Source organism: Sphingomonas flavida, from assembly GCF_036663655.1.
Taxonomy (GTDB): domain Bacteria; phylum Pseudomonadota; class Alphaproteobacteria; order Sphingomonadales; family Sphingomonadaceae; genus Sphingomonas.
In genome coordinates this window covers 291,156-304,436 of record NZ_JAXOJH010000003.1, presented here as the reverse complement: position 1 = coordinate 304,436, position 13,281 = coordinate 291,156, and the positions used below count along the sequence as shown (strand labels likewise).

Sequence of the window (13,281 nt, the reverse complement as noted above, 5' to 3'; positions counted from 1 at the left end):
ATCGCTGGCCGGATGGATCGAGGACTACAACGACAACCACCCCCATTCAGGGCTCAAAATGCGTTCACCGCGCGAACATCGCGCACTGGTTTCTGCAACCGCTTGAATCCGTCCGGTCAAACTGAGGCCAGATCACCCTGGGCGTCCGTGCCGATGGCGCCAAGGAGGTGCTGGGCCTGTGGCTGGAGCAGAACGAGGGTGCCAAATTCTGGCTCAGGGTCATGAACGAGCTCAGGAACCGCGGCACCGAGGACATCCTGCTCGCCGTCGTCGACGGGCTGAAAGGCTTTCCCGAGGCGATCACCGCGCTCGCCTATGATCGATCCCCCGGATCGATCATCGAACGGCTCGCTCCCCCACGCCGTGGTTCAAACCTGCATCGTCCACCTGCTGCCAAACTCAATGGACTTCGTGTCCTGGAAAAACCGCGAGGGGCTCGCGACCACGTTGAAGGAGGTCTACCGCGCACCCAGCGCCGAGGCGGCCGAACAGGCGCTGGGGGCGTTCGAGGCCGGCACGTGGGGCACCCGCTACCCTGCCATCGGCCAGAGCTGGCGACGCGTCTGGACCGAGGTCATCCCGTTCTTCGCCTTTCCCGACGAGGTTCGGCGGATCATCTATACCACGAATTCCATAGAGGCCTTGCACTCGAAGCTGCGCCGGGCCGTGCGGGCCCGGGGGCATTTCCCCAGCGACGAGGCCGCCACCAAGCTGCTCTACCTGATCTTGAACCGCTCGGAAAAAGAGTGGAGAATGCCGCCACGTGAGTGGACCATGGCAAAGGCCCAGTTCGCCGTCATCTTCGGCGAACGCTTCATCAAGGCCATGGCGGCGTGATGTTCATCCGCCCGCCCGCACACGAAATTCCTGACACTCCCATGTCGATGTGAAAATAGCCGATCGGGTAGGTCTTGAACTTGCGCTTCGAGGGCTTGTCGCCGGTGACCTCGGGCAGACGGCTGATCCCGTGACGCTGTAGACAGCGATGCAACGACGAGCGTGTGAGGTGCGGGATCGTCGCCTGTAGCGCGTACAGGCAGTCATCCAGCGGCAGTAACATATGCCGGCGAAAGGCCACGATCACAGCCTCCTCCTCAATGGTCAGCACCGTCGAGTGCGGATCCTTCGGCCCGGTCGGCAGATCCTTGACCGCCGTGCGCTTCTTCCATTTGGCGACGGTCTTCTGGTTGATCCCGTGGCGCTTCGCCAGAACCCTCAGGCTCTCTTGACTATGCTGTATCGCTCGACGGACTGCCTCCGTCGTGCGGGCGCTCCCGTGTAGAACCTGTCCCATAGTGCATCCTTCCAGGATTGCGCCAATGATGCACCATCAAATGCCGGGATCAAACACCTAGCCGTGTCGATGCTCGCCATCTTTGACGAATATCATTCGGCCGAGAACGCCAAGCATGTTCGCCGCACCATGGTGGCCAATGCCGTGAACGGCTTTTGGAACGGCCAGACGCCGCCGATCGGCTTCCGCACCTGCACCGTGCCGCATGCGCGCGGCAAGGACCGCAAGAAGCTGGAGCACGACCCCGAGACGGTCGACATGGTGCGGTACATCTTCAAGACGTATCGCGAAGGCACGGCGAGCGGCCCGACCGGCGTCACGGGCTTGGCGCATCACCTCAACGAACGCGGCTATCGCATCCGGGGCAAGCGGTTCAGCATCGGGACGCTGCACAACATCCTGACTAACACCGCCTATATAGGCTATGTCATCTTCAACCGCCGGAATTCTCGCACCGGTTAGACGCGGCCGGAAAGCGAGTGGGTGCCGATCCCGGTGCCGCCGATCATTGATGAAGAGACGTTCTACGCGGTCCGCCAGCAGATGGCCGACCGCGACCCGCGGATGGGCGAAGCGGCCGCGAAGACGAATACGAATCTGCTGACCAGCCGCGCGGTCTGCGGATGCGGTGGGGACGGTTGCGGTGCCGGGATGATGACGAGCACCGGCAAATCCGGCCAGTATCGCTATTACGCCTGTTCGGCGCGGATCAAGCGCGGCCCGGACGCGTGCACGGGACGCCGCGTTTCGATGGAGCAGCTGGACGATCTGGTCGTCGGCGCCGTGACCCGTCATCTCGTCCAGCCGGAACGGCTGACCACGCTCCTCCAGACGTGGCTGGACCGGTCGGCTACCGCCGTCGCGGAGCGGGCCGCTGAACTGAAGCGGCTACGCGCCCGGCTGACCCAACTCGATGGCGAGAGCGCCAGCGTAATCAGGCTGGTCCGGAACAACACGCTGAGCCCCGACGATCCGCAAGTCGCCAGTGAACTCGGCAACATCCGTGCGCAGAAGGCCAGCACCCAAGCCGACATCACCGTCCTCGAACGGCAGCTCGACGCCGGTGATCGGCGGATCACGCCTGCGATCATCGCCCAGTTCGGCGATCTGCTTCGCCGTAAGCTGGACGAGTCGGACGGCAGGACGCGCAAGGAATACATCCACCTGCTTGTCGACCGCGTCGAGGTCGGCAACCGCGAGGTGCGGATCACGGGGCGCAACGCGATGCTGGAACGCGCCATCATGGCGTCCCGGACACACGGTGCCGCAGTGCCCAAAGCTGAACAGAAATGGCGCGCCCGGAACGATTCGAACGTCCGACCCTCAGATTCGTAGTCTGATGCTCTATCCAGCTGAGCTACGGGCGCGCATGGGGCCTCTGTCGAGACCTGATTTGTGATCCACTGGCGCGCCCGGAACGATTCGAACGTCCGACCCTCAGATTCGTAGTCTGATGCTCTATCCAGCTGAGCTACGGGCGCGCTGTGGAGGTGGGCTGATAGAAGCGCTTCCAAATCTTGGCAACCCCTTTGCTGGGGTTATCCACAATTTTTGGCAGGACCGGACCCGGACATGGCTTTGCGGCATTTGGCCCCCTGCCCCGGTTCCGGTTAGGAGGATTGCGATGAAGTCCTATCGCCCCGCCCCGCTCGCCCTTTGCGCTCCCATCCTGCTCGCCGGCCTGAGCCTTGCGGGGTGCGCGCGTGACCGTGATACGACGCCCTATCCGTCGCTGGCGGTCAGGCCGGTCGAGAAACAGGGCTTTGCCGAACCCGCCGCCAAGCCGGTCGTGTTGCGCCCCGACCCCGCGCTCGACGCGCGTATCGCCGAGATCACCCGACTGCTGGACACGGTCGAAGCCGAATTCACCAAGGCCCATGATCAGGCGCAGGCGCGCGCGGTCACCGCGCGGGGACAGGCGGTGGGCAGCGACGCCTGGCTGGCGGCGCAGACCGAACTGGCGACGCTGGATGAAATCCGGGCGCGGGGCTCGGCCATCCTGACCGAGGTCGACGACCTGACGATCAAGCGGGCTGCCGCGCTGGAGCCCGATTATCCGGCGCTGATCGCCTTGCGCGAGCGGGCGACGGCGCTGACCACGCGCCAGGCCCAGCAGATCAAGGTCTTGTCAGCAAGCCTGCCCGCCGCCTGATCCGGTCAGAATTCGCGTATGAAGGGCAGGACGCTGGAATAATCGTCGGTCCACGCTGCGAGGCCCGGCGGGGCGACCGCAGGCGTCCAGTCGCCGCCCGCCGCCTCCAGCGTCTTTAGAACGACCGGATCGCGTGACAGCGCCAGCCAGACCGATGATGTCGCCTGTTCCTCGCGATCGAGGTCGGTGGGGACGTAATTCAGCTTGGCGATCGTCCAGCCCCCGTCCCGCGCCGCCGCCGCGACCAGCGGCTCCAGATCGACGAACCGATTGGAGATGTGGACGAGCAGCAACCCACGCCGCGACAGGACCCGCGCATAGGTGGCAAACGCTTCGCGCGTCAGCAGGTGCGCTGGCACCGCGTCGGACGAAAAGGCGTCCAGCGCCAGCAGGTCGAAGCCGGCCGATGCCTCGGCCGACAGGCGCACCCGCGCATCGCCGATCCGGATCAGCGGATCGGGCTGGCACAGCCGCAGATAGCTGAACTGCCCGGTGTCGCGCGCGATGCGCACGATGACGGGATCGATTTCGTAGAAGCGCCATTGCTGGCCCGGCCGGGCGTAACAGGCGAGCGTCCCCGTCCCAAGGCCCACGACACCGATCCGCGCCGCCGGTCCATAGAGCGAAGGCGCGGCGCGCATCGCCCGGCCGACGCCCGACAGGGGGGCGTAATAGGTCGTCGGCGTCCGTTCCCGCGCAGGCGACCCGCGCAGCTGGATGCCGTGCACGGTCGATCCATGGTCGAGCTCGCGATACCCCGCCCCGTCGCGGATGGTGTAGACGCCGAAATAGCTGCGCATCCGCGCGTCATGTTCCATCGACAGCGACAGCGCACGATAGCCGCCGAACAGCGCGAGCGCCCCCGCCAGCAGCAGGACATATCCCCACCGTGCGCCGATCACCAGGAAGCCCAGCATGGCGATGACCAGGAAAGCGATGCCCTGCCGCTCCTCGCCGAACAAGGATGCCGGGCCCAGCATCCGCAACGCGATCAACCCGCCGATCGCCAGCGCCATGGCGGCCAGCATCCTGCGCCCATGCCACCACCACAGGGCGCGGATCGTCGCCAGCAGGAACTGCTGCGGGATCAACGCGCCCGCCGCCAGGATCAGGATGGGATATTCGTAGGTCCAGTCGAACAGCACCGGCGCCAATATCCCGGCGAACACCCCACCCAGCGCACCACCGACCGCCATCCACAGATAAAAGCCGGTCAGCCGGTCGACCGCAGGCCGCGCGCGGTACAGCGCGGTGTGCAGCGCCACCGACACCATGAACAGCAGCAGCAGCGCGACCGCGACATTGGAAAAAGGCCGCTCGGGATAACCGCCCATGATGACGCCGCCGAACAGCAGCAGCGTCACCGGCGCGATGCGGGTCAGCGTGTCCGCCGCCGCCCGGCGCGTCGCGAAGGCGACGATGAAGCTTGCCAGGTATAATCCCAGCGGCAGCACCCAGAGCAGCGGCATCGCGACGATGTCGGTCGTGATATAGGTCGACGTCGCCAGCACCAGACCCGACGGCACCGCCGCCAGCGCCGTCCACAGCGCGATGCGTAGCCAGCCCGGCGGCGACGAGGTCACGACCGCCGCCTCGCCCTTTGCCGAACCGGGAAGCCAGGTGGCGCAGACCAGCACCAGCAGGGCCAGCACCCCGTAACCGATGCTCCACAACAGGCTTTGCCCATGCAGGGTCATGGCGGGCTCGACGAGCAGCGGATAGGCGATCAGCCCGGCAAAACTGCCCAGGTTCGACGCTGCATAGAGCGCGTAAGGATTACGGCCCGGATGCGCGAGCGCGAACCAGCGCTGGATCAACGGGGCCTGCGCCGACACCGCGAAGAACAACGGCCCGATCGACAGGCCGAGCAGCCAGGGCACCCACAAGGCAGGCTCCGCATCGGCGGGCAGATCGACCGCCATCAACCCGATCGGCAACCATAGCGCCGCCACGCCCAGCAGCGCCAGATGCACGCCCGCCTGCACACGCGGTCGAAACCGCCCCAGCGCATGGGCATAGGCATATCCGCCCAGCAACAACGCCTGATAGACGAACATCGCCGAGTTCCAGACGGCGGGCGCCCCGCCCAGCCGGGGCAGCGCCATGCGCGCGACCAGCGGCTGGACCAGGAACAGCAGGAACGACCCGGTCAGGATCGTCACCACGAACAGCGCGCGCGCCGCCAGCTTCGGAATGCGGCCGGTCACCGGGGACAGGATCAGGCGTTCAGCAGTCGCGCGGCATGGGCGGCATGATAGGTCAGCACGCCCGAGCATCCGGCGCGCTTGAACGCCATCAGCGTCTCCAGCACCATGGCGTCGCGATCGGCCGCACCCGCCGCCACCGCCGTCTCGATCATCGCATACTCACCCGACACCTGATAGGCGAAGGTGGGCACGCGGAACTCGTCCTTCACCCGGCGGATGATGTCGAGATAGGGCAGGCCCGGCTTCACCATCACGCTGTCCGCGCCCTCGGCCAGGTCGAGCGCGACCTCGCGCAGTGCCTCCTCGGCATTGGCGGAATCCATCTGATAGGTGCGCTTGTCCCCCTTCAGCAGGCCGCGCGTATTCACCGCGTCGCGGAAAGGCCCATAGAAGGCGCTCGCATATTTGGCGGCATAGGCCATGATCTGGACATTGTGGAAACCCTCGCCCTCCAGCGCGGCGCGGATCAGGCCGATGCGGCCATCCATCATATCCGATGGCGCGATCACGTCCGCGCCCGCCCGCGCCTGGGTCAGCGCCTGCTGGACCAGCGCGTCCGCGGTCCGGTCGTTGACGACATAACCGGCGGCATCGACCAGGCCGTCATGGCCGTGCGTGGTATAGGGATCGAGCGCCACATCGGTCAGCACGCCGATCTCCGGCACTGCATCCTTGATCGCCGCGATCGCCCGGCACATCAGATTATCGGGGTTCAGCGCCTCGCGCCCGTCATCGGTGCGCAGATGCGAGGGCGTGTTGGGAAACAGCGCTAGGCATGGGATGCCGAGCGCCGCGGCTTCCCTGGCGCGCGCGACGATACCGTCCAGCGACCATCGCGACACGCCAGGCAGGCTGGCGATCGGATCTTCCACCCCCTGCCCCTCGGTCACGAACAATGGCCAGATCAGGTCTGCTGCGGTCAGCACCGTTTCGGCATGAAGCCTGCGGCTCCAGCCGGAAGCGCGGGTACGACGAAGGCGAAGTGCGGGATAAGATGCGGTCATCAAAAGCGCTTTTGCGGGATCGGACCGCACTTGCCAAGCGTTGCATGTCGAGCGTTTCGGGGGCGGAAGGAAATCGGTTTGAGAGAGATACGATCGGCAGCGATGGTGGTGAACGCCAAGTCGCGGCGCGGCCAGGCGATGTTCCGCCGTGCCTGCGAGGCGCTATCCGGCCTTCCCTACAAGGTCGACGCCCGCGCGGTGGAGGATCCCGAGGATCTGGAGCCGACGGTGCGCGAGCTGCTGGCGGCAAAGCCCGACCTGCTGATCCTGGGCGGTGGCGACGGGACGATCAGCGGGCTGGTCGACCTGATGGTCGGGCATGACGTGATGCTGGGCGTCCTGCCGCTCGGCACGGCGAACAGCTTTGCCCGCTCGCTCGGCATCCCGTTGAACATCGAGGGCGCGATCGAAGTCATCCGTACCGGCCGCCCGCGCCGTATCGACCTGGGCATGATCGACAATGATTATTACGCCAACTGCGCGGCGATGGGCATCAGCCCGAAGATCGCCGAAACGGTGCCGCACGGGCTGAAGCGGGTGGCCGGGCGACTGGGCTATCTCGGCTGGGCGGCGTACCAGTTCCTTCGCTTCCGCCCCTTCACCCTGATCGTCGAGCAGGACGGCAAGCGCGAACGGCTGCGCGTGGTCGAGGTTCGCATCTCGAACGGTCCCTATCATGGCGGCACCGAACTGGTGGAAGCGGCGGCCGTCGATTCGGGCGAGATCGTGGTGCAGGCGGTGTGCGGCCATGTGAAGCGCCGCCTGATCGTCAACTGGGCGGCCAGTGTCCTGCGCAGCGAGTATCGCAAGGAAAAGGTACGAAATTTCCGCGGTCGCGAGATCAAGCTCACCACCATCCCGCCACTGCCCATCTCGATCGACGGCGAAGTCCTGGCCCGCACCCCCGTGACCGCGCGCATCGCACCGGGCATCATCCAGGTGATGGCGCCGGTCTAAGCCCCCCCTTTCCCGTCCCACCCGCCTGCGGCGGGCGGGACGGGAAAGGGTCAGGACCTATCGTCACCCGATCGGCATCGCCTTGTTCGTCGGCTGCCCCTCGGCCAAGGCCTGCTCCTCGCATTCCTCCTTGCCCGCCATCTCGGTCGCCGCGACCGTGATCCGTCCCTTGCGCCAGCCGCCATAGCGATAATAACCGATGGTCATCAGCATCGATGCCAGCGAGCCTGCGGGGAAGCTCCACCAGATGGCATCCGCGCCCAGACTCGGCTCGAGCAGGTTGGCGAGGCCGAAGCGGACCGGGAACATCGAAATCGCCAGGATGACCAGCGGCCCCACCACCGCGCCATTGGCGCGGACGGTCGCGGCCAGCACCATCGACACGCCGAACAGGATGAAGCTCCACCCGCCGATCAGGTTGATCCGCGTCGCGATCCCGATCGCCTCCGGCTCGCGCCCCAGGAAAAGCCACAGGACGTGCCGGTCGAGCAGCGTCACAACCAGTACCAGCACGCCGGTCAGCAACAGGTTCATGCGAAGCCCGGCCAAAGTGATCCGGTCGACGCGATCCCACTGCCCCGCGCCAATATTCTGCGCCGCCATCGCACTGACCGCCGCGCCCACCGCCATGGCGGGCATCTGGATATAGGTCCAAAGCTGGTTGGCCGCGCCGTACGCCGCGGTGGTCGAGGTGCCGTGGCGATTGACCAGCCCCATCATCGCCAGTGCCGAGGTCGAGACGACCAGCATCTGGAGGCCCATCGGGAACCCCTTGACCACGATGGTCTTCAGCAACTCGGCGGTGGGGAGCAGATAGCGCCACTCCGCACCGCGCAGGCGAATGACCAGATCCTTGCCATAGACATAGGTGACGAGCGCCAGCAGCGATCCGGTATTCGCGATCAGCGTCGCGACCGCCGAGCCCTCGATCCCCAAGGCAGGCACCGGCCCGAGACCCAGGATGAAGACCGGGTTCAGCACGACGTCGAGGACCGAACCGAGTGCCATGAATTTCAGCGGCGTGATCGAATCGCCGACACCGCGCAACGCCATGGTAAGCAGCACCGAGATGAAGCCCGGCGGCATCGCCACGAAGATGACGCGCAGATAGGCGAGCGCCAGCGGATAGACCTCCGCCGGGGTCGCGAGCGCGCGCAGGATCGCGGGCGCCGCCCACCAGCCGACCAGAACCGTCAGGCTGGAGATCACCACGAACAGCCCGAGCGCGGAGCCCAGCACGCGGCGCACCGCCTCGACATCACGCCGCCCCATCGCCTGGCCGATCAGGATCGTCGCCGCCATGCCGAAGCCGAAGGTCGCGGCAACCAGCAGGAACATGATGATGTTCGCATTGGTCGTCGCCGCCAGAGCCCGCTCGCCCAGAAACTGGCCGATCCAGATCGCGTTGATCGATCCGTTGAGCGACTGAAGCACGCTCGACCCCAGGGTCGGCAGGGCGAAGAGCAGCAGCGTCCGGCCGATCGGCCCGGCGGTCAGGTCACGGCGTCCGCTTGGGGGTTTCACGGTGTCTGGTCTCCGGTGGGACATGGGTCGTACGCGAAACGCACCATCGCGGCAGGTCGAAACATCGGCGTAGAATTTTCGTGGCTTGCGCGAAAATTAATCAAAGGGATCGGTCCGAACCGGGGATGCACGATCACGAGCATCGGGTTTGGCAGGACTTCAAGATCAGCATGCGCCTGCCGAGAGGCGTGGTCGGGCGTCAGCGGGACGAGCCTGATCCCCAAGACATTCCCAGCCAGACGCATCACTTCGCCGCGTTTTCCTGCCCAATGGCGCGGGTCATGTCCGCCACCTGCTGCACCCCGCGCGCATGGTTGCGGCTGTCGTACAGGCCGTTCAGCAATCCCCGGTCGAACGCGGTGAGTTCCGCAGGCGCCACCGCCTCGGTGTCGAACAGGGTCAGGATCGTCGCAGAGGTCATTCCGGCGGCCGGACGGGTGGCCGCCATCGTGCGCATGACCGCATAATCGGCAATCTGGACGAGCGTCTTGTTCAACAGCGCCTGTCGCCTGATAATCACGACGGAAGCCGCAATGTCCTGTCGGATCGGGCTGAGCAGGCGCGATGCGGCACCGAGCTTCATCTCCGGCCAGTTGGCCTTGGGATTGTCCTGCTGCAACACCAGGTCGCCATCGCGCGACACACGGACGGCCGCATTCCAACTGTAAACGGGGCCCGACCCCTTCACGATGCGCCTGACGGCGGGGCGCGACAGATCACCGAAAATCTGCGGTGCGCGTGTCCGAAGCGCCACCAGTTGTTCCTGGGGATCATCGGCAAACAGGACGAGGACATTGGGCTGGCAGCCATCAGGCGCCATCGGCACACCGAGCGATTGCACCGTCGCCATCATCCGGCGCAGTATCTCCTGACCCGCCGCGACTGGCAGCCCGGCAGTGCCAATACAAACCGGCGCGCGGAACCGCATGAGCGGAATGTCCGAGTTCGGACGTCCGGTAACGTGGATGACCTGCTCGCGGACTTCGCCATCGGTGGCTTGGGGCCGGGCTGTCACCACGACCGGATCGCCGGTCGTGTTCGGCGGAGTCGGGGTGGTCGGTGCCGTCTGCGCCACGAGGGACGATGGCAGGAAAAGCATGGCCCCCGTCGTGAAGGCCGTCGTCATCCCCTTGCCCATCGTCCTCTCCCTTGGCCGTTGATATTACCCCGCGAGCGCGTCTCGAACCGCCTGGAGCGCCTCGGCGCCCTTGGTGCCGTCCGGGCCGCCGCCCTGGGCCATGTCGGGACGACCACCGCCGCCCTGCCCGCCCAGTGCCGCCACCGCCTTGCGCAGCAGCTCGACCGCATTGTGCTTGCCCGTCAGGTCGTCGGTGACACCGACCGCCACCGAGGCGCGGCCGTCATTGACCGCGACCATCACCGCGACACCCGATCCGCCCAGACGCTGCTTGGCATCGTCCACCGCACCGCGCAGCCCCTTGGCCTCGAAGCCGTCGAGCACCTGGCCGATAAAGGCCACCTCGCCAATCTGCTCGGGTCCCGCCGCCGCGCCGCCGGCGCCGCCACCCATGGCGAGCGCCTTCTTGGCTTCGGCGAGTTCACGCTCCAGACGGCGGCGATCCTCGACCAGCGCGGAGATGCGCGCGGGCACTTCGTCCGGCGTGGTCTTCAGGGTTGCGGCCGCGGCCTTCAGCATGTCGTCCCGGTGCGACAGATAGGCACGCGCGCCCTCACCGGTCAGCGCCTCGACGCGGCGCACGCCGCTCGACACCGCGCCTTCCGACACGATCTTGAACACGCCGATCTCGCCCAGCGCGTTCACATGCGTGCCGCCGCACAGTTCGAGGGAGTAGGTGCCGTCCGCATCCTCGCCCATCGACACCACGCGAACCTCGTCGCCATATTTCTCGCCGAACAGCGCCATCGCGCCCATTTCGATCGCCTCGTCCGGGGTCATCAGGCGGGTAACGACCGGGCCGTTGCCGCGTACCTGCTCGTTCACCTTCGTCTCGACCTCGGCAATGTCGTCGGCGGTCATGCCGACCGGCTGCGAGAAGTCGAAGCGCAGACGCTCGGGCGCGACCAGCGAGCCCTTTTGCGCGACATGGCCGCCCAGCCGCTGGCGCAGCGCCTCGTGCAGCAGGTGCGTCGCCGAATGGTTGGCGCGGATCGCGGCGCGGCGGGTCGTGTCGATGGTCAGCTTCACGCTGTCGCCGACCTTGATCCCGCCCTCCTGGATCTCGGCATTATGCACGAACACGCGGCCAAGCTGCTTGGAGGTGTCGGTGACGACCGCCTTCAAACCGGTGTCGCTGGCGATGGTGCCGCTGTCACCGACCTGGCCGCCGCTTTCGCCATAGAAAGGCGTCTGGTTGACAATAATTGCAACGCTCTCGCCAGCGCCTGCGCTGTCGACCCGCGCGCCGTCCTTGACCAGCGCCAGCACTTCGCCCTCGCCGGTGTCCGACGCGTAACCCAGAAACTCGGTCGAGCCGGTTTCCTCGGCAATGTCGAACCACACATCGTCCGATGCCTTCGCGCCCGAGCCCTTCCAGGCGGCACGCGCGGCACGCTTCTGCTCGGCCATGGCGGCGTCGAAGCCCGCCCGGTCGACCGACAGGTTCTGCGCACGCAGCGCATCCTCGGTCAGGTCATAGGGGAAGCCGAACGTGTCATAGAGCTTGAACGCCGTCTCACCCGCCAGCGTCGCGCCCGGCGCCATGCCCGCCGTCGCTTCGTCGAGCAGCTTGAGCCCCTTGTCGAGCGTCTGGCGGAAGCGGGTCTCTTCCTGCTTCAGGGTCGCTTCGATCAGCGGCTGCGCGCGCACCAGTTCGGGATAGGCCGCGCCCATCTCGGCGACCAGTGCCGGGACCAGCCGGTGCATCAACGGCTCCTTTGCGCCCAGCAGATGCGCGTGGCGCATGGCACGGCGCATGATGCGGCGCAGAACATAGCCACGCCCCTCGTTGGCGGGCAGCACACCGTCCGCGACCAGGAAACCGGCCGAGCGCAGATGGTCGGCGATGACGCGGTGCGACGCCTTCTGACCGTCCTCGGCCTTGGTATGGGTCAGCTCGCACGAAGCGGCGATCAGCGCCTTGAAGGTGTCGGTGTCGTAATTGTCATGGACACCCTGCAGGACGGCGGCAATCCGCTCCAGCCCCATGCCGGTGTCGATCGACTTCTTGGGCAGTTCGCCGACGATCTCATTGGCTTCCTGCTCGAACTGCATGAAGACCAGGTTCCAGATTTCGACGAATCGGTCGCCATCCTCCTCGGGGCTACCGGGAGGGCCACCATAGATATGGTCGCCATGGTCGTAGAAGATTTCCGAGCACGGACCGCACGGCCCATTCTCGCCCATCGCCCAGAAATTGTCCTTGGTCGGAATGCGGATGATCTTGTGCTCGGGCAGCCCGGCGATCTTCTTCCACAGGTCGAACGCCTCGTCATCGGTGTGATAGACGGTGGCGGTCAGCTTTTCCGGGTTGATGCCCCAGACCTTGGTCAACAGGGTCCAGGCATGGGTGATCGCCTGTTCCTTGAAATAGTCGCCAAACGAGAAATTGCCCAGCATTTCAAAGAAGGTATGGTGGCGTGCGGTATAGCCGACATTGTCGAGATCGTTATGCTTGCCCCCGGCGCGCACGCACTTCTGCGAGCTGGTCGCGGTGACATAGGGGCGCGATTCCAGGCCGGTGAACACGTTCTTGAACGGCACCATGCCCGCATTCACGAACATCAGCGTCGGGTCGTTCTGTGGCACGAGCGGTGCGGAGGGCACGATCTGGTGCCCCTCGCTGCCGAAATAGTCGAGAAAGCCGCGGCGGATGTCGTTGGTCGAGGTCATGGATGCGACTTAGGCGAGGTTTTGTCCCCGCTCAAGCGTCGCGGATCAAGGGCGCTCCGTCGCATCGGCCCGCGATGCCGTTTTGTACCACCAGAGATGGCCGATCGCCGCCAGGCCCAGGCCGATGCCCAGCATCCGCCCGCCCGGATCGCCCTGCTGCGTCGCCGCCCCCAGCCGCCCGAAGGTCAGCCCGGCGGTGAAGAGGAACGCCGCCAAGCGGACATCCCCGACCCGCGCGAAACGCTTCAGCAGCCAACGGCTCCCCAGCGCCAGAATCAGCACGCCCAGCGCGCCATTCGCAAAGCCCGTCCACAGCGCCATCGTCACGCCTC

Annotated in this window: 11 protein-coding genes, 2 tRNA genes and 3 pseudogenes; 6 read left to right on the top strand and 10 right to left on the bottom strand. The window is 66.1% G+C overall.

The window, feature by feature from the left end:
* Both U1703_RS05680 and U1703_RS05675 read left to right on the top strand, forming a co-directional pair.
* The coding region (locus U1703_RS05680; RefSeq protein WP_332784933.1) for an integrase core domain-containing protein at positions 1-106 on the top strand (106 nt) is incomplete at its 5' end.
* A gap of 25 nt (positions 107-131) precedes the next feature.
* Positions 132-837, top strand: a pseudogene (locus tag U1703_RS05675) (IS256 family transposase); the annotation flags it as partial.
* 40 nt (positions 838-877) lie between these two features.
* Here the strand turns inward: U1703_RS05675 and U1703_RS05670 are convergent.
* Positions 878-1,294, bottom strand: a pseudogene (locus tag U1703_RS05670) (transposase family protein); the annotation flags it as partial.
* 69 nt (positions 1,295-1,363) lie between these two features.
* Between U1703_RS05670 and U1703_RS05665 the strand changes: the two are divergent.
* Together U1703_RS05665 and U1703_RS18965 are read left to right on the top strand one after the other, a co-directional pair.
* On the top strand, positions 1,364-1,756 hold the full coding sequence (locus tag U1703_RS05665; protein WP_332784924.1) for a recombinase family protein: 393 nt from the start codon (positions 1,364-1,366) through the stop codon (positions 1,754-1,756).
* Between the two features lie 81 nt (positions 1,757-1,837).
* Positions 1,838-2,068, top strand: a pseudogene (locus U1703_RS18965) (recombinase zinc ribbon domain-containing protein); the annotation flags it as partial.
* 114 nt (positions 2,069-2,182) lie between these two features.
* Here U1703_RS18965 and U1703_RS05660 read toward each other — a convergent pair.
* From U1703_RS05660 to U1703_RS05650, 3 genes are all read right to left on the bottom strand, one after another.
* Complete coding sequence (locus tag U1703_RS05660) at positions 2,183-2,554, bottom strand: hypothetical protein (RefSeq protein WP_332784923.1); 372 nt, start codon at positions 2,552-2,554, stop codon at positions 2,183-2,185.
* Between the two features lie 30 nt (positions 2,555-2,584).
* Positions 2,585-2,661, bottom strand: a tRNA-Arg gene (locus U1703_RS05655).
* A 37-nt stretch (positions 2,662-2,698) separates the two neighbouring features.
* A tRNA-Arg gene (locus U1703_RS05650) sits at positions 2,699-2,775 on the bottom strand.
* 143 nt (positions 2,776-2,918) lie between these two features.
* Between U1703_RS05650 and U1703_RS05645 the strand changes: the two genes are divergently transcribed.
* Positions 2,919-3,446, top strand: coding sequence for a hypothetical protein (locus tag U1703_RS05645; protein ID WP_332784922.1), 528 nt, complete (start codon positions 2,919-2,921; stop codon positions 3,444-3,446).
* A 5-nt stretch (positions 3,447-3,451) separates the two neighbouring features.
* On the opposite strand, the gene U1703_RS05640 is transcribed toward U1703_RS05645, so the two are convergent.
* Both U1703_RS05640 and hemB read right to left on the bottom strand, forming a co-directional pair.
* Positions 3,452-5,653 carry a fused MFS/spermidine synthase gene (locus U1703_RS05640; protein ID WP_332784921.1) on the bottom strand — a complete coding sequence of 734 codons (2,202 nt, stop codon included), beginning with the start codon at positions 5,651-5,653 and terminating at the stop codon, positions 3,452-3,454.
* An 11-nt stretch (positions 5,654-5,664) separates the two neighbouring features.
* On the bottom strand, positions 5,665-6,657 hold the full coding sequence (gene hemB, locus U1703_RS05635) for a porphobilinogen synthase (protein ID WP_332784920.1): 993 nt from the start codon (positions 6,655-6,657) through the stop codon (positions 5,665-5,667).
* Positions 6,658-6,759: 102 nt separating this feature from the next.
* Here hemB and U1703_RS05630 point away from each other — a divergent pair, with 102 nt between their 5' ends.
* Positions 6,760-7,614 carry a diacylglycerol/lipid kinase family protein gene (locus U1703_RS05630; protein ID WP_332784932.1) on the top strand — a complete coding sequence of 285 codons (855 nt, stop codon included), beginning with the start codon at positions 6,760-6,762 and terminating at the stop codon, positions 7,612-7,614.
* A 63-nt stretch (positions 7,615-7,677) separates the two neighbouring features.
* Here the strand turns inward: U1703_RS05630 and U1703_RS05625 are convergent, their stop codons facing one another.
* From U1703_RS05625 to U1703_RS05610, 4 genes are all read right to left on the bottom strand, one after another.
* Positions 7,678-9,162, bottom strand: coding sequence for an MATE family efflux transporter (locus tag U1703_RS05625; protein ID WP_443025764.1), 1,485 nt, complete (start codon positions 9,160-9,162; stop codon positions 7,678-7,680).
* Between the two features lie 220 nt (positions 9,163-9,382).
* Positions 9,383-10,276 carry a hypothetical protein gene (locus U1703_RS05620; protein ID WP_320452341.1) on the bottom strand — a complete coding sequence of 298 codons (894 nt, stop codon included), beginning with the start codon at positions 10,274-10,276 and terminating at the stop codon, positions 9,383-9,385.
* A 24-nt stretch (positions 10,277-10,300) separates the two neighbouring features.
* Positions 10,301-12,949, bottom strand: coding sequence for an alanine--tRNA ligase (gene alaS / locus U1703_RS05615; RefSeq protein ID WP_332784918.1), 2,649 nt, complete (start codon positions 12,947-12,949; stop codon positions 10,301-10,303).
* A 45-nt stretch (positions 12,950-12,994) separates the two neighbouring features.
* Positions 12,995-13,270: a hypothetical protein gene (locus U1703_RS05610; protein WP_332784917.1), complete on the bottom strand. Its 276-nt coding sequence runs from the start codon at positions 13,268-13,270 to the stop codon at positions 12,995-12,997.
* Positions 13,271-13,281: the final 11 nt, after the last annotated feature.

Coding starts and splice junctions, on each gene's coding strand:
- U1703_RS05620 (WP_320452341.1), bottom strand. CDS start 10,276: ATGGGCAAGGGGATGACGACGGCCTTCACGACGGGGGCCATGCTTTTC.
- U1703_RS05630 (WP_332784932.1), top strand. CDS start 6,760: ATGGTGGTGAACGCCAAGTCGCGGCGCGGCCAGGCGATGTTCCGCCGT.
- U1703_RS05645 (WP_332784922.1), top strand. CDS start 2,919: ATGAAGTCCTATCGCCCCGCCCCGCTCGCCCTTTGCGCTCCCATCCTG.
- U1703_RS05610 (WP_332784917.1), bottom strand. CDS start 13,270: ATGGCGCTGTGGACGGGCTTTGCGAATGGCGCGCTGGGCGTGCTGATT.
- hemB (WP_332784920.1), bottom strand. CDS start 6,657: ATGACCGCATCTTATCCCGCACTTCGCCTTCGTCGTACCCGCGCTTCC.
- alaS (WP_332784918.1), bottom strand. CDS start 12,949: ATGACCTCGACCAACGACATCCGCCGCGGCTTTCTCGACTATTTCGGC.
- U1703_RS05665 (WP_332784924.1), top strand. CDS start 1,364: ATGCTCGCCATCTTTGACGAATATCATTCGGCCGAGAACGCCAAGCAT.
- U1703_RS05625 (WP_443025764.1), bottom strand. CDS start 9,162: ATGTCCCACCGGAGACCAGACACCGTGAAACCCCCAAGCGGACGCCGT.